The organism is Synechococcus sp. A15-28 (assembly GCF_014280175.1).
Classification (GTDB): domain Bacteria; phylum Cyanobacteriota; class Cyanobacteriia; order PCC-6307; family Cyanobiaceae; genus Parasynechococcus.
The window spans coordinates 1932017-1947447 of the sequence record NZ_CP047931.1; the positions used below are offsets into that span (position 1 = coordinate 1932017).

14 protein-coding genes are annotated in these 15431 nt (G+C 62.9%); 10 read left to right on the forward strand and 4 right to left on the reverse strand.

The features are described 5' to 3' along the window. Nucleotides 1-30 precede the first annotated feature (30 nt). The 9 genes from SynA1528_RS11090 to SynA1528_RS11130 all read left to right on the forward strand — a co-directional run bounded on the left by SynA1528_RS11090 (nucleotide 31) and on the right by SynA1528_RS11130 (nucleotide 8528). Entirely contained in the window at nucleotides 31-1701 is a 1671-nt protein-coding gene (locus tag SynA1528_RS11090) for a phosphodiester glycosidase family protein (protein WP_186586788.1), read from the forward strand. 39 nt (nucleotides 1702-1740) lie between these two features. Then, complete coding sequence (locus SynA1528_RS11095; protein ID WP_186586789.1) at nucleotides 1741-2067, forward strand: AIR synthase; 327 nt, start codon at nucleotides 1741-1743, stop codon at nucleotides 2065-2067. Nucleotides 2068-2140: 73 nt separating this feature from the next. Then, nucleotides 2141-2515, forward strand: a complete 375-nt coding sequence (rpsL, locus tag SynA1528_RS11100; RefSeq protein WP_006850614.1) for a 30S ribosomal protein S12 — start codon at nucleotides 2141-2143, stop codon at nucleotides 2513-2515. A gap of 53 nt (nucleotides 2516-2568) precedes the next feature. Continuing rightward, nucleotides 2569-3039 carry a 30S ribosomal protein S7 gene (rpsG, locus tag SynA1528_RS11105; RefSeq protein WP_186586790.1) on the forward strand — a complete coding sequence of 157 codons (471 nt, stop codon included), beginning with the start codon at nucleotides 2569-2571 and terminating at the stop codon, nucleotides 3037-3039. Nucleotides 3040-3130: 91 nt separating this feature from the next. Beyond that, complete coding sequence (gene fusA, locus SynA1528_RS11110; protein WP_186586791.1) at nucleotides 3131-5203, forward strand: elongation factor G; 2073 nt, start codon at nucleotides 3131-3133, stop codon at nucleotides 5201-5203. Between the two features lie 50 nt (nucleotides 5204-5253). Continuing rightward, nucleotides 5254-6453, forward strand: a complete 1200-nt coding sequence (gene tuf / locus SynA1528_RS11115) for an elongation factor Tu (protein WP_186586792.1) — start codon at nucleotides 5254-5256, stop codon at nucleotides 6451-6453. Nucleotides 6454-6571: 118 nt separating this feature from the next. Next, the gene (gene rpsJ / locus SynA1528_RS11120; protein ID WP_186586793.1) at nucleotides 6572-6892 is read left to right on the forward strand and encodes a 30S ribosomal protein S10; all 321 of its coding nucleotides are present in this window, start codon (nucleotides 6572-6574) and stop codon (nucleotides 6890-6892) included. A 56-nt stretch (nucleotides 6893-6948) separates the two neighbouring features. Next, on the forward strand, nucleotides 6949-7599 hold the full coding sequence (locus tag SynA1528_RS11125) for an LON peptidase substrate-binding domain-containing protein (RefSeq protein ID WP_186586794.1): 651 nt from the start codon (nucleotides 6949-6951) through the stop codon (nucleotides 7597-7599). Further along, entirely contained in the window at nucleotides 7599-8528 is a 930-nt protein-coding gene (locus SynA1528_RS11130) for a methyltransferase domain-containing protein (protein ID WP_186586795.1), read from the forward strand. The genes SynA1528_RS11125 and SynA1528_RS11130 overlap by 1 nt, the downstream gene beginning before the upstream one ends. Here SynA1528_RS11130 and pheA read toward each other — a convergent pair. After that, entirely contained in the window at nucleotides 8518-9360 is an 843-nt protein-coding gene (pheA, locus tag SynA1528_RS11135) for a prephenate dehydratase (RefSeq protein WP_186586796.1), read from the reverse strand. The genes SynA1528_RS11130 and pheA overlap by 11 nt on opposite strands. 50 nt (nucleotides 9361-9410) lie before the next feature. Between pheA and SynA1528_RS11140 the strand changes: the two genes are divergently transcribed. After that, entirely contained in the window at nucleotides 9411-9977 is a 567-nt protein-coding gene (locus tag SynA1528_RS11140) for a DUF1997 domain-containing protein (RefSeq protein ID WP_186586797.1), read from the forward strand. Here the strand turns inward: SynA1528_RS11140 and SynA1528_RS11145 are convergent. The 3 genes from SynA1528_RS11145 to SynA1528_RS11155 form a co-directional block, all read right to left on the reverse strand. Beyond that, the gene (locus tag SynA1528_RS11145) at nucleotides 9933-10589 is read right to left on the reverse strand and encodes a ribonuclease HII (RefSeq protein WP_186586798.1); all 657 of its coding nucleotides are present in this window, start codon (nucleotides 10587-10589) and stop codon (nucleotides 9933-9935) included. The two genes, SynA1528_RS11140 and SynA1528_RS11145, sit on opposite strands and share 45 nt — an antisense overlap. Beyond that, a complete protein-coding gene (locus tag SynA1528_RS11150; RefSeq protein ID WP_186586799.1) occupies nucleotides 10519-12486 on the reverse strand; it encodes an Rne/Rng family ribonuclease in 1968 nt (655 codons plus the stop codon). Before SynA1528_RS11150 ends, SynA1528_RS11145 begins: the two co-directional genes overlap by 71 nt. A 250-nt stretch (nucleotides 12487-12736) precedes the next feature. After that, on the reverse strand, nucleotides 12737-15391 hold the full coding sequence (locus SynA1528_RS11155; protein WP_186586800.1) for a TIGR03960 family B12-binding radical SAM protein: 2655 nt from the start codon (nucleotides 15389-15391) through the stop codon (nucleotides 12737-12739). Nucleotides 15392-15431 lie beyond the last annotated feature (40 nt).

Sequence of the window (15431 nt, forward strand, 5' to 3'; positions counted from 1 at the left end):
AGGCAGGCGCCCTGCCCGGATCGCCCACCGATGCTTCCCTTCGCCCAGCTGCCGGAACCACTGCCGGAACTGCGACTGGCTCCATCACAGCAGGGACAGCAGCTGCGGATCGATGGCGAGGAGCTGCGCAGCTCCTGGTCTTGGGAGGGGCTCAACCGGAGCCAGCCCGATCAGCTGTGGCTCCCCCTGGAGCTGTTGGAATCACGCCTCGGCTTCCGCCGTCGTGAAGGTCAACTGGAGTGGTTCGGCCGCCGGCAGCCCCTGGCTCAGCTGCCACAGCGCACCCTGGGCGATGAGGTGGCCCTGGAGGTGGCCGACTGGCTGACCGGGATTGGGGTCAGCCTCCGTCTGGAAGGCCGGCAGCTGCAGTTGACCCTGCCTCCAGCTGCTCTGCAGGGCCTGCGACGCGGCAAGGGCAGCACCGCCGATCGCCTGGTGCTGGACCTCGATGGTCCAGCCCTGCTGCAGCGGGTGGGGGATGACCTGCACCTGGGCCTGCGCAGTACGGCATCCCAGCTCGAGGAACTGCAACGGCTTCAGCTCAACCCTCAGCAACGGTCTGACAGCCTCGTCCTGAAGGGACAGGCCACTCGACTGAGGACCCTGAGCCTGGCGACACCCTGGCGCGTGGTGCTGGATGGCATCAGGGCGAATGGGGCCACCCAGGCCGCGGCCCGGCTCCCCCTCAGCAACCCGGCTATCGCTCGCTGGCTGCGCCGGGGGCTGGTGCTCGAGGAGCGCACCGTCACCGTCGGAGTGAAACCGCTGCGGGTGTTCAGAAGCGGTGGCCAGCTGCAGCGCATTGGACTGACGCTGAAGCCGCTCACCATGATTGGACAGCAGCAGGGACTTCGCTTTCTGCCGCAGTTGTCCCAACCGCTTGATGCGGTGGTCGCCATCAACGGAGGCTTTTTCAATCGCATCCTGCAGCTGCCCCTCGGCGCGTTGCGTCAACAGGGCGAATGGCTGTCGGGACCGATCCTCAACCGGGGCGTGATCGCTTGGAGCGACAACGATCCGCTCCAGTTCGGACGATTGCGGCTGGCTCAACAGCTGCGGGTGAACGGTGGGCGGCGCTGGAGGCTGAGCTTTCTCAACAGCGGTTATGTGCAGCGGGGACTCAGCCGCTACACGCGCGCCTGGGGGCCGATCTACCGCCCCCTCAGCGGTGAGGAGGAGGCAATGCTGATCGAAGGGGGGCGCGTCACGCAGCGCTTTGATCGCACCAGCATCCGCCGCGGTGTGCTCATCCCTTCCAACGGCGACCTGGTGGTGGCCCGCGGTGGCACCCCCCTGCCGGCCGAACCCGGCGATGCGGTGATGTTGAGCCAGCGCAGCATTCCTGGACTGGGGGACGAGGCCAATGTGCTGGGGGGCGGACCACTCTTATTGCAAGGGGGGAGGATCGTTTTGAACGGTCGCGGAGAAGGCTTCAGCCCAGGGTTCCTGACCCTTGCCGCACCCAGGACCGTGGTGGGCACAGGGAGAGGAGGCACGTGGCTGATGGCCCTGCGGGGTGCTGCAGGGAGCGATCCCACCCTGCTGGAAACAGCCCTGGCCGCTCAACAGCTCGGCTTGAGAGACGCTCTGAACCTGGACGGCGGCAGCTCCACCACCGTCGTGGTGGCTGGACAAACGGTGGTAATTGGTCGCGGCAGTGCCCCGCGGGTTCACAACGGCCTTGGGTTTGTCCCCCTCTAGAGACCTGCCACACTGGATTTTTGAGCACATCACTCCTCCATGGCCGCCAATCTGCGCCTGACGACGGCTGCCGCCGCCGAACTTGGTCGTCAGGCCGCTGTGGCGGGAACACCGGGACAGATGCATCTCGAACTGCTACCGGGCGATTGTGCGGATCACGTGATCCAGATCCGTCCAGGACATTTCGCAGGGGTGGCCATCGCCAGGGCTAATGGCGTCACTCTCCATGCCCCCAAGACCCAGCTCAATCTGTTGCAGGGACTTTGCCTGGACTACCGCGGTGACCTCAGCGGAGGCGGTTTCCTGATCCGCAGCGGCGAGGGAATCACCCCCTGTGCCTGCGGCAGTGCCTTCAGCCTGCGATAACCAGGGACCGTCAACCGGTATCGTGGCGGATTGTCGAATCTGGTCGGGGCGTCCGACCGCACACCGACCCTCGATGCCAACCATCCAACAGCTGATCCGCACTGAGCGTTCACGCCTCAAGGCCAAGACGAAATCGCCGGCTTTGAAGTCCTGCCCGGAACGCCGCGGGGTCTGCACCCGTGTATACACCTCAACACCGAAGAAGCCCAACTCGGCGCTGCGCAAGGTGGCCCGTGTACGTCTCACCTCCGGCTTTGAGGTCACGGCCTACATCGGTGGCGTCGGTCACAACCTTCAGGAGCACTCCGTGGTGCTGATCCGTGGTGGTCGTGTCAAGGACCTTCCGGGTGTCAGGTACCACATCATTCGCGGAACCCTGGACACCGCAGGTGTCAAGGACCGTCGCCAGTCCCGCTCGAAGTACGGCGCCAAGGCACCGAAGGAGTGACCTCACGGTCCCCCGCACCCACAACGTTCTGATCCCCACTTCACCGACCCCCGATGTCCCGCCGCAACGCCGCTGAAAAACGCCCGGTCCTTCCTGACCCGCAGTTCAACAGCCGTCTGGCCTCAATGATGGTGGCCCGGCTGATGCAACACGGCAAGAAGTCCACAGCGCAACGGATCCTGTCCGATGCCTTCGGTCTGATCAACGAGCGCACCGGCGGTGATCCCCTCGAGTTGTTCGAGACCGCTGTGAAGAACGCCACCCCCCTGGTTGAGGTGCGTGCCCGTCGCGTCGGTGGCGCCACTTACCAGGTTCCGATGGAAGTGCGTCAGGAACGTGGAACGGCCATGGCCCTGCGTTGGCTGGTGAGCTTCTCCCGCGCCCGCAACGGACGGAGCATGGCTCAGAAGCTTGCCGGCGAATTGATGGATGCCGCTAATGAAGCCGGCAACGCCGTCCGCAAGCGGGAAGAAACCCACAAGATGGCCGAAGCCAACAAGGCTTTCGCGCATTACCGCTATTGATCTTGGGCCAGCCAGCCCGACACCTTCACGGTCCAAGGCTGGCCTGTAGAGTCTCACCCGCCTTTTCACGCCCCACCCCCGGAGAATTCCTGTGGCCCGCGACTTCCCCCTGGAACGCGTCAGAAATATTGGTATTGCCGCCCACATTGATGCCGGCAAAACCACCACCACTGAGCGAATCCTGTTCTATTCAGGTGTGGTGCACAAGATCGGTGAGGTACATGACGGCGCCGCCGTGACCGACTGGATGGCCCAGGAACGGGAACGCGGCATCACCATCACAGCCGCTGCGATTTCGACGTCCTGGCAGGACCATCGAATCAACATCATCGACACCCCTGGCCACGTGGACTTCACCATTGAGGTGGAGCGCTCCATGCGAGTTCTGGATGGTGTGATCGCAGTGTTCTGCGCTGTTGGTGGCGTCCAGCCCCAATCCGAAACCGTCTGGCGTCAGGCTGATCGCTATTCCGTTCCCCGGATGGTGTTCGTCAACAAGATGGACCGCACCGGTGCGGACTTCCTCAAGGTCCACGGCCAGATCAAGGATCGCCTCAAGGCCAATGCCGTCCCGATCCAGCTTCCGATCGGCGCCGAAGGCGACCTGAGCGGCATCATCGACCTCGTTGACAACAAGGCCTACATCTATAAGAACGACCTCGGTACCGACATCCAGGAGGCTGAGGTTCCAGCCGACATGGCTGACGAAGTGGCCGAATGGCGTTCCACGCTGATGGAGACCATCGCCGAAACCGATGAGGCGCTGATCGAGAAGTTCCTCGAAACCGGTGAGCTTTCAACCGAGGAACTCAAAAAGGGAATCCGCGAGGGTGTGCTGCGCCACGGCCTTGTGCCCATGCTCTGCGGCTCTGCCTTCAAGAACAAGGGCGTGCAGCTGGTGCTCGACGCGGTGATCGACTATTTGCCTGCTCCCGTCGATGTCCCCCCGATTCAGGGTGTGCTGCCCGACGGCAGGGAAGCTGTTCGTCCCTCCGACGACAAGGCCCCCTTCTCCGCTCTGGCCTTCAAGGTCATGGCCGATCCCTACGGCAAGCTCACCTTCGTCCGGATGTATTCCGGCATCCTGTCGAAGGGCAGTTACGTCCTCAACTCCACGAAGGGCGAGAAAGAGCGCATCTCTCGTCTTGTTGTGCTCAAGGCCGACGACCGCGAAGAAGTCGACGCACTGCGTGCCGGCGACCTCGGTGCTGTGCTGGGCCTGAAGAACACAACCACGGGTGACACCCTCTGCACCCAGGACGACCCGATCGTTCTCGAGACCCTGTTCATTCCCGAACCGGTGATCTCCGTGGCTGTGGAGCCCAAGACGAAGGGTGATATGGAAAAGCTCTCCAAGGCGCTCGTGGCTCTGGCGGAGGAAGATCCCACATTCCGTGTCAACACGGATCAGGAAACCGGCCAGACCGTGATCGCCGGCATGGGCGAACTTCACCTCGAGATCCTGGTGGACCGCATGCTGCGGGAATTCAAGGTGGAAGCCAACATCGGTGCCCCTCAGGTGTCCTACCGCGAGACCATCCGTGGCTCCGCAGGTGGCGAAGGCAAGTTCTCCCGTCAGACCGGTGGTAAGGGTCAGTACGGCCATGTGGTAATCGAAATGGAGCCCGGTGAGCCCGGCTCCGGTTTCGAATTCGTCAACAAGATCGTGGGCGGTGTCGTTCCGAAGGAATACATCAAGCCCGCCGAACAGGGCATGAAAGAGACCTGCGAATCCGGTGTGATCGCAGGTTTCCCTCTGATCGATGTGAGGTGCACGATGGTCGACGGCTCGTACCACGACGTCGACTCTTCGGAGATGGCGTTCAAAATCGCCGGTTCCATGGCCTTCAAGGACGGCGTCAAGAAGTGCAACCCAGTGCTGCTTGAGCCGATGATGAAAGTCGAGGTCGAGGTCCCCGAGGATTTCCTTGGCTCGATCATCGGCGACCTGTCCTCCCGTCGAGGCCAGGTTGAGGGCCAAGGTGTCGAAGACGGCACGTCCAAAATCTCGGCCAAGGTGCCCCTTGCCGAGATGTTTGGTTACGCCACCGAGCTCCGCTCCATGACCCAGGGCCGGGGCATCTTCTCGATGGAATTCGACAACTACGCCGAAGTTCCTCGCAATGTGGCCGAAGCCATCATTTCCAAGAATCAGGGCAATTAATCCTGATCTCTAAACTCCTCTCACTCCAACCCTCGATTCTTTAACCACCAATGGCACGCGAGAAGTTCGAAAGGAACAAGCCCCACGTCAACATCGGCACCATCGGCCACGTTGACCACGGCAAAACCACCCTGACCGCCGCGATCACCAACGTGCTCGCCAAGAAGGGGCAGGCTGAAATTCAGAACTACGCCGACATCGACGGCGCCCCTGAAGAGCGCGAGCGCGGTATCACCATCAACACCGCTCACGTTGAGTACGAGACCGAGACCCGTCACTACGCCCACGTGGACTGCCCCGGTCACGCGGACTACGTGAAGAACATGATCACCGGTGCCGCTCAAATGGATGGCGCAATCCTGGTGTGTGCTGCCACAGACGGCCCCATGGCTCAGACGAAGGAGCACATCCTTCTGGCCAAGCAGGTGGGCGTTCCTGCCCTGGTGGTTGCACTGAACAAGTGCGACATGGTCGATGACGAAGAGATCATCGAACTGGTGGAAATGGAGATCCGCGAGCTCCTTTCCGATTACGACTTCCCTGGTGATGACATCCCCGTTGTTCAGGTCTCCGGCCTGAAGGCCATCGAAGGCGAGGCTGACTGGGAAGCCAAGATCGAGGAACTGATGGCAGCTGTGGATGCCAGCATCCCCGAGCCTGAGCGTGAGGTTGACAAGCCGTTCTTGATGGCTGTGGAAGATGTCTTCTCCATCACCGGTCGTGGAACCGTGGCCACCGGCCGGATCGAGCGCGGCATCGTCAAAGTCGGCGAAGAGATCGAGATCGTCGGCATCAAAGACACCCGCAAGACCACCGTCACCGGTGTTGAAATGTTCCGCAAGCTGCTCGATGAGGGCATGGCTGGCGACAACGTCGGTCTGCTGCTGCGTGGCATCCAGAAAGAAGACATCGAGCGCGGCATGGTGCTGGTCAAGCCCGGTTCCATCACCCCTCACACCAAGTTCGAAGGTGAGGTGTACGTGCTGAAGAAGGAAGAAGGCGGCCGCCACACCCCCTTCTTCGCTGGCTATCGCCCGCAGTTCTACATCCGTACAACGGATGTGACCGGCCAGATCACCGCCTTCACTGCTGACGACGGCAGCGACGTTGAAATGGTGATGCCCGGTGACCGCATCAAGATGACCGGCGAACTGATCTGCCCCGTGGCCATCGAGCAGGGCATGCGTTTCGCTATCCGCGAAGGCGGCCGCACCATCGGTGCTGGCGTGGTCTCCAAGATCATCGAGTGATCAGCTGACGCTGCTCACTGATGGATGGGGGGATCATTCCCCCCATCTCTTACATTTGATTTGAACCTCGACAACTGAATCCAGGACGTCCTTCCGGACCCTGTACTCCCCCCTTCCTATGTCCACTGCCATCGCTCAGCAGAAGATCCGCATCCGCCTGAAGGCGTTTGACCGCCGCATGCTTGATCTCTCTTGCGACAAGATCATTGAAACCGCCGATCAGACCGCTGCCACAGCGATCGGCCCCATCCCCCTTCCCACAAGACGCAAGATCTACTGCGTGCTGCGCTCGCCCCACGTGGACAAGGACTCCCGAGAGCACTTCGAGACCCGGACCCATCGCCGGATCATCGACATCTACAGCCCATCGGCGAAGACCATCGATGCACTGATGAAGCTCGATCTCCCCAGTGGCGTCGACATTGAAGTCAAGCTCTGATCACTTCGCTCCGGAGGCTTGCTTCCTAGGATCAAGCCTCCTTTAGCGCGGCGTCTGTGTCCGATTTCTCCGTCAGGGAACTGCCCCTGTTCCCCCTGCCGGACGTCGTGTTGTTCCCGCAGCAGCTGCTGCCGCTCCATATCTTCGAATCCCGCTATCGGATGTTGCTCCAGACGGTTCTGGAGACCGATAAGCGCTTTGGGATTGTGCGAATCAACCCCGACAACGGAGAGATGGCCGAGATCGGCTGCTGTGCGGAAGTGCTTCAGCATCAGACCACCGAGGATGGACGCAGCTACATCGTCACCCTGGGGCAGCAGCGGTTCCGCGTGCTCAACATCACCCGTGAAACACCCTTCCGCTCAGCCATGGTCAGCTGGATGGAAGACGAACCGGTCGCTGACCACACCGAGCTCAACACATTGCGCGACAAGGTCAGCTCAGCCCTAAACGATGTCTTCTCCCTCACGGCCAAGATTCAGGGTCGCGAGCCAGAACTGCCCGATGACCTCCCCGACCTACCGCGGGAACTGTCGTTCTGGATCGGAGCCCATCTCGACAACCGAGCCGCCCCTGAGCAGCAGACCCTGCTGGAGCTCAGTGACACCACAGAGCGTCTTGAGCGCCAATTCGAAATGCTGGACCACACCCGTCGCCAACTGGCGGCCCGAACTGTGCTGATGGATCTCAAGGAGCAAGACGTCTGATGTTGGCTGGACTGTTTCTCCTTGCCGGGGCTGCCGGTGCCACGGCCCTGTTGATCTGGCTGCAGCGTGATCGCCGCTATCACTCCTCAGACAGTGTTGCGGCCGCCTACGACGCATGGACCGATGACCGCCTGCTGGAACGACTCTGGGGTGATCATGTGCACCTTGGGCATTACGGCGACCCACCAGGGCAGGTCGATTTCCGCCAGGCCAAGGAGGCCTTCGTGCACGAGCTGGTGCGCTGGAGCGGCCTCGATCAACTTCCCCGAGGCAGCCGTGTTCTGGATGTGGGCTGCGGGATCGGCGGGAGTGCCCGGATCCTGGCCAGGGATTACGGCTTTGATGTGCTCGGTGTGAGCATCAGCCCGGCCCAGATCCGCCGCGCCACGGAACTCACCCCCGAAGGCATCACCTGTCGTTTTCAGGTGATGGACGCCCTCAACCTTCAACTGGACGACCAGCAGTTCGATGCGGTGTGGACGGTGGAGGCCGGTCCCCACATGCCCGACAAGCAGCGATTCGCCGACGAATTGCTGCGGGTGCTCCGCCCCGGTGGCCGCATCGCCGCCGCGGACTGGAACCGGAGGGATCCCCAGGACGGTGCCATGAATCGCACCGAGCGCTGGGTGATGCGCCAGCTGTTGAATCAATGGGCCCATCCGGAGTTCGCCAGCATCGCCGGCTTCCGAGCCAACCTTGAGGCCAGTCCTCACCAGCGGGGCAACATCAGCACGGCTGACTGGACTGTGGCCACGCTGCCCTCCTGGTTCGATTCGATCGCCGAGGGACTCCGCCGACCCGGTGCCGTCCTTGGCCTGGGGCCTAAGGCAGTGCTTCAGGGTTTACGGGAGACTCCAACGCTGCTGCTGATGTACTGGGCCTTTGCCACTGGGTTGATGCAGTTCGGGGTCTTTCGCCTCAGCCGCTGACCAGCTCACTGCTGGGATAGGCCCCGAAGTGCGCCAGATGCTCACAAAGGGGTGACAGCGCCGCAACCAAGGTGCTCAGCGCTTTGGGCTGGTGCTGCGGCAGATCCACATCAACGAAAAACACGTACTCCCCCAACTCACGCTTGGAGGGACGCGATTCAATCCGGCTCATATTGAGCCCGTGTTCCGCCAGGCAGGCCAGAGCTTCCAGCAGAGCACCGGGGGCATTGCGATGCAACGAGAAGGCCAGGCTGGCCACATCGCCTTCCAGGCGTCGTTCACCGCGGTGGAGCAGCAGAAAACGGGTGCGATTGCCCGCAACATCGTTCACCGGATACGCCAGTTCCTGCAGTCCATGCTCCCGGCCGGCATTGCGGGAGGCGATCGCCGCGCGGAAGCGGCTGCCCGCCACCATCCGCGCCGCTTCGGCGGTTGAGGAGGTGGGTAGTTGCAGAGCCTGAGGCAACCGTTCGGCCAGCCAACCGGAACACTGCGCCAGGGCCTGAGGGTGAGACAGTACTTCGGTGACGTCCTCCAACGATCCACTGCCATGCAGGGCATGACGGATCGGCAGCACAAGGGCGCGGCGGATGCAGAGGTCGGAATGGGCCCAGAGCGCATCTAGCGTGGCCGTGACTCCACCTTCAACGGAGTTCTCCACAGGGACCACCGCCGCATCAGCCCCTGCCTGGGCCAGGCACTCCACCACGGCCCGCAGGCCTGCGCATGGCAGAAAGCTCACCTCCGAAAGCCCTTCCAGATCGGCAAGGGCTCGACTGGCCTGCTCGCCATAGGTCCCAGCAGGGCCGAGGTAGGCGATGCGGGTGGGCATCGGAGGCAGGGACAACACTGGATAGGATCATGCCCTGTCGGGAGATGGTCATGCCCCTGGCCTTCTGTGCCAGCCAGCGCCTTGATCTACCCGTGAAGCGCCTGAGCGAGCGGCTGCCGGAGTACCTCCAGCAGGAAGAACGGGTGATCGCTTCCCTGCTGGATCCAAGTCAATTGACGCGATTGGCTCCGGGCACCTATCGCTACACCGTCACCAGCCTGCAGGTGTTTCAACTGCAGGTGAAACCCGTCGTCTCCCTCGAGATCGAAACCGAGGGGGGCACGATGACGATGCGAGCACTGGACTGTGAGCTGGAGGGCCTTGGAATCGTCGATGACTTCAACCTCACCCTGGAAGCCCGATTGAGTTGCGCCAGCAAGGGCCTCAGCGGTGATGCCCGCCTGGAGGTTCAGGTCAGCCAACCACCACTGTTGCGACTGATTCCTCGGCGCGTTCTGGAAACCACAGGGGAATCGATTCTCAGCGGAATTCTGCTGGGCATCAAAACGCGGGTGGGGCAGCAGCTGATTGCAGATTTCAAGCGTTGGTGCAGCGAGACGCCCGCCCTCACATCACCCCAGCAGGCGGCGGAGAAAGCTGCGGCGATGCAGAGCTGAAGGCCCGAGATCAAGCAGAGCTTGGCGATGTTGGGCTGTTCCGTAACCTGCATGGCGTTCCAGGCCGTAGCCGGCAAACCGTCGAGACAGACGCTGAATCAACGCATCCCGGCTCTGTTTCGCGATCACGCTGGCAGCCGCGATGGCCGGAGAGTGCTGATCGCCAGCCACGATGCTGCGTTGTTCACCAAGCCAGGGCCGCAGGGGCAGATTTCCATCCACCAGCACCAGCTCCGGTCGATGCGGCAGCCGCTGCAGAGCCCGCAGCATCGCCAATTCAGTGGCAGGACGAATGCCCAGGAGATCGATCTCTCGTGCCGAAGCCTGACCCAGTCCCCAGGCGTCAGCCTCCCTTTCGATCAACGGCACCAGGTTCTCCCGCCGGCGTGCGGACAACCGCTTGCTGTCGGTGAGCCCCGCCTGCTGAAGACGGCCGGCATTGTCCGCCTCCAACACAACAGCCCCGGCGAAGACGGGGCCGAACAGGCAGCCCCGGCCCACCTCATCCACCCCGGCGACACCGCGGTGGCAGGGGATCGAATCAATCAGGAGAGCTGGCGGCCGAAGACCGACGCCGGCGGCGGCGAGGTTCTTCAGGATCGGGGTCTTCATCGACGGCCTTGGGCGCCTCAACAACAACATCCGTCACAGGAGTTGGCGCTGGGGTTGGGGTTGGCGCCACCTCATCCAGGACCACGGTTTGAACCGCCTCAAGGGGCGTGATTTCAACCATTAACAGCTGGTCCTCGACCACCGCTGGTCGCTCCGCCTCAGACACGGCCGGAGTCTCGAGCGACGTGGAGGACGACGTTCCTCCGTTTCCACGGGAGGCAGCACGACCTCCACGACCGCCGCGGCGGCGGCGGCGACCTGCCGTCGCGGCCAACTGCTGACGGGCCTGCTCGAGCACAGCCTCGGTGTCTTCGCCGGGCCGGACCACCCGCACCATCACATTCTCGGATTCCGGGGGGTCATCCAGGAGAAGGATCGGATTCAGGCCAAGGGTTCCGTAGACCTCCTCCTGCTCCGGGGTCATGGGCACCGCCACCAGTTCCGGATCCTGGCGACGGGCGAGAGCGGGTTCCTGCGCCTCCTGCGTGGAGACCTCTGGAGCCTCGGTTCCATCGGTGTCACTCAGCACCGGCAGGTTGTCCTGGGCGGCACGCCCTCGGCCGCCACGACGACGTCGCCCGTTACTGGCGGTCTCAACGGGAGCGGCCACTTGCGCGCGGGCCGACGCTGCGGACCGCACCAGTCCTGTCGCTGTTGCCAGAGGCTGGAGCAGATCCTTGCCCGGCAGGACCGCCACATGACCGAGGCCACCGCAACTGGGGCAGGCACGACCGAACAGCTCATAAATGTTCTGCCCCTGGCGTTTGCGGGTCAGTTCCACCAGACCCAGCTCCGTCAACTGCGCGATCTGCGGTCGCGCAGCGTCATCACGGACCGCCGTCGTGAAGTGCTCCAGCAGCTGCAGCTGATCCCGGCGGGAATCCATATCGATGAAATCGATGATGATCACGCCGCCGATGTTGCGCAGCTTCAGCTGGCGGGCGATCTCGATGGCGGCCTCACAATTGGTCCACAACACCGTTTCCCGTGCATTGGCGGACCGGGTGAAGGAGCCCGAGTTCACGTCAATGACGGTGAGAGCCTCCGTGGGCTCGATGATCACGTAGCCCCCTGAAGGGAGATCGACCCGCGGTTTCAGCGCATCACGGATCGCAGCGTTGACCTTGAAGTGCTCCAACAGCTCGCTCGGCTCGCTGTGGGCCTCCACCTGAACCTTGTCTGCTTCGGCGCCGAGAAAACCGGTGACGCGGGCGACGGCGGCGGGCTCGTCCACCACCACCCGGGCCAGGTCCGGACCGGTGTGATCCCGCAGGATTCGGTTGATGAAATCCTCGTCCCGATTGAGCAGCACCGGGGGCGTCGCCGTCTCGGCCGCCTGCTGAATCGCTTCCCACTGCCGCAGAAGGGATTCGAGATCATCAATCAGCTGATCCTCGGCAATGCCATCGGCTTCGGTGCGAATCAGCAACCCCGCTCCGGGGGGCTTGATCAGCACGCCGAGAGCCCGAAGGCGATTGCGCTCGGCCTCAGAACTGATCCGGCGCGAGATGTTCACCCCCTGTCCGTGGGGCTGCAGCACCAGATAGCGCCCGGGGAGCGCCAGATTGCCGGTGAGTCGAGGCCCCTTGGTGCCGGTGGGCTCCTTCATCACCTGCACCAACACCTTCTGGCGTGGTTCCAGCAGTTCGGTGATGCCGGCCGACCCTTTTTTCAGCCGCAGTGGGCCCAGATCCGTGACGTGGATGAACCCGTTCTTTTCACTTTCGCCGATGTTGACGAAGGCCGCATCTATACCAGGAAGAACGTTCTCGACGGTGCCGAGATAAACATCGCCGATCTGGTAGCGACCTTGGGCAACGATCAGTTCATCAACCCGTTCATCGGTCAGCACCGCAGCGATGCGCAGCTGCTCCGCAATGACAATTTGCTGGGGCATAAATGGTCGTGCAAGCCCACGCGAGGCTCAAAATCCCATCAGCCGACATCCGCCGCGCTGCAGGGGTGGTTAGGGATGGATGGACCGATGAAGGTCGAAATGTTGCGGAGTCGAAACTCCTCTGGAACGCGCTCGAAGGAATTGGGTTCTGAACGGACCGTCGCTCGAGCGATGGACCTCGATATCCGATAGCGGATCAGGCAAGACCGGAACAGGACGAGACAGAAATGCCCGCTGTTCTGTAGTCAAATTAGCACTCAGCCAGTTGCAAAGCCTCACGACGCAGATCGTGCAGTTGCAGCGGCACACCGAGCTCAGCTTCCAGCCAGTGCTTGATCTGGGAGGGACGGATGCTGCGCCCCATGGGATCCACCGCGGCCTCGAGCCGCAACCTCACCTGCTGGTCATCCCCAGGGCTGACCAAAATCAACGCGCGCAGGGCCGGCCGGCAGTCCCGCTCGCGGGGGCGACCTTTCTTATCGGTGTCATGCCAGATCAATTGCTCAGCAGCCATGAGGGCCTCAACGGCCTCAGACCAGCGGGGATGCACCTCAGGCTGCAGCTGGAGATCGAAACTCCAAACAGCACCGGTGATGTTCTGGGACAGGCTCTTGCCGCTGACCGGCACCTCCTCCGCTGAGAGCAAGGCCAGACCGTTCGGCAGCAGACCTTGCAGCGACGCAAGCAACTGCTCACCCGTGATGCTTCTGGTGAACTCGAGATCCATCCACTCGCCATCCGCTTCTGCCCCCAGCGGCAGTGCCAGGGCGATCTGGATCCGTGGAAGCGGATGAAATCCACCGGTGAAGCTGATCGGCAGGGCACTGCGGCGCAGAGCCCGCTCCACCATCCGCATCAAATCGAGATGGCTGAGCAGGGCCATCGAGCCGGTCTTGGCGAAACGGATCCGCAAGCGGCAGACCCTGTCACTGGCGGGGGCCTGTGTGGGCAGCTGTGTTGGCACCGCCGGGGGAGGCACCACCACGTTGTGGCCGAGATCCGGCCCGCAAACCCCGCAGCTGCTGCAACCGTCAAAGGAGCAGTCCGGCACCACCGCCGCCGCCAGAGCCCGTTTCAGATCCTCTGCCAACCAACTCTTGTCGATGCCGGTGTCGATGTGATCCCAGGGCAGCGGCTGAGCGCAGAAGCTGTCGAGGTCCTGCCGATCCAAAGCCGTCACGGCGCTCCAACCACCCACCTCCATGTCGCGGTAACGCCCCTCCAGGCCAGCAGCGGCAATGGCCCCGGTCCAGGCGGCATAGGCGCGGTCCTGGGATTCAAACCAGGCATCCATCCCCGCTCCAGCCCGCCAGGCGGCCTCGATCACCGGCGCCAGGCGACGATCGCTGCGGCCGACGAAATCCTCCATGGCCGACAGCCTCACGTCGGTGAAATTCACCTTCACCCCACGCAAGCGCTTGAAAGCCCCACGCAATAAGTCCTGACGCCGGATGAACTCATCGGTGGAGACGCTGTGCCACTGGAACGGCGTGTGGGGCTTCGGCGTGAAATTGCTGATGGTGATGTTCAGGTTCAGCCGCCCCAGATCACGGCAGCGCTGCTGAAGCATCACGCAGGTGTCGACGATCCCGAGCACGTCGGCATCGATTTCCCCCGGCAAGCCGATCATGAAGTAGAGCTTCACCTTGCGATAGCCGTTCTCCATGGCGGTGCGAATGCCATGGAGCAGGTCGTCATCGGTCAGGCCTTTGTTGACGATGTCCCGCAGACGCTGGGTGCCGGCTTCAGGCGCGAAGGTGAGTCCGGCCTGGCGCGTTCCACCCAGGATGTGGGCGATGTCTTGATCAAATCGGTCCACCCGCTGGCTCGGCAGCTGCAGGGTCACGTTCTGGTCCGCCAGACGGTTGCGCAGCTCCACCCCCACCGCTGGCAGGGCCAGGTAATCGCTGCAGCTGAGCGACAGCAGCGAGAAGTCGCTGTAGCCGGTCCGTTTCATCCCGGTTTCCACGGCCTCGATCACCGCTTCCGGCTCCACATCCCGTGCCGGCCTGGTGAGCATTCCGGGCTGACAGAAGCGGCAGCCGCGGGTGCAGCCGCGGCGAATCTCCACGGTGAGCCGGTCGTGCACCGTTTCCACATGGGGCACCAGGCCCATGGCGTAGTGCGGCATCGGCGTCGCCACCCGGCGCAGCACCCGGCGCGGCAACTCAGGATGCAGGGGCTGCAGGGTGACGCCGTCGTCGCCTGGTTCATACAGCGACGGGACGTAAACCCCGGGAACCTGAGCCAGATCCCGCAGCAGTTGTGAACGGCTCAGGCCCTCGGCCTTGGCCTGAGCCACCACCAGCCCGATCTCGGGCAGCAGTTCCTCACCATCCCCCAGGGCGATGAAATCGAAGAACGGGGCATAGGGCTCGGGGTTGCTTGTGGCCGTAGGACCACCGGCAAAGATCAGCGGAGGTGCCGCCGGATCAGTGAGGGGGAGATCACCGCGGTCTGATGCATGCAGCGGCACCCGGCACAGATCCAGCATCTCCAGGATGTTGGTGGCACCCAGCTCGTAACTCAGGCTGAAGCCGAGGATGTCGAAGGCTGGCAAGGGTCGGCGGCTTTCCACGCCGAAGAGGGCCTGCTCCTGCTCCCGCAGTCGGGCCGCCAGATCGGCCGCCGGCAGATAAGCCCGATCACAGAGCTGACCGGGGACCGCATTGAGGATCGAATAAAGAATGATGTGGCCCAGGTTGCTTGAGCCCACCTCGTAGATCTCGGGATAGGTGAGAGCCCAACGCACCTGAGCCGCCTGCCAATCCCGCGGCTCGACACCAAGCTCATGGCCCATGTAGCGGGCGGGCTTGTTGATGCCGCTGTCCACCAGCTGGTGAAAATCAACCGGGTGATCCGGGGCAGACACGACCACGACGGATGTCCTCACACCTGACGTCATCGTATGGAGCGGTCGACAGGGCAGGATGCACCCGCAGAAA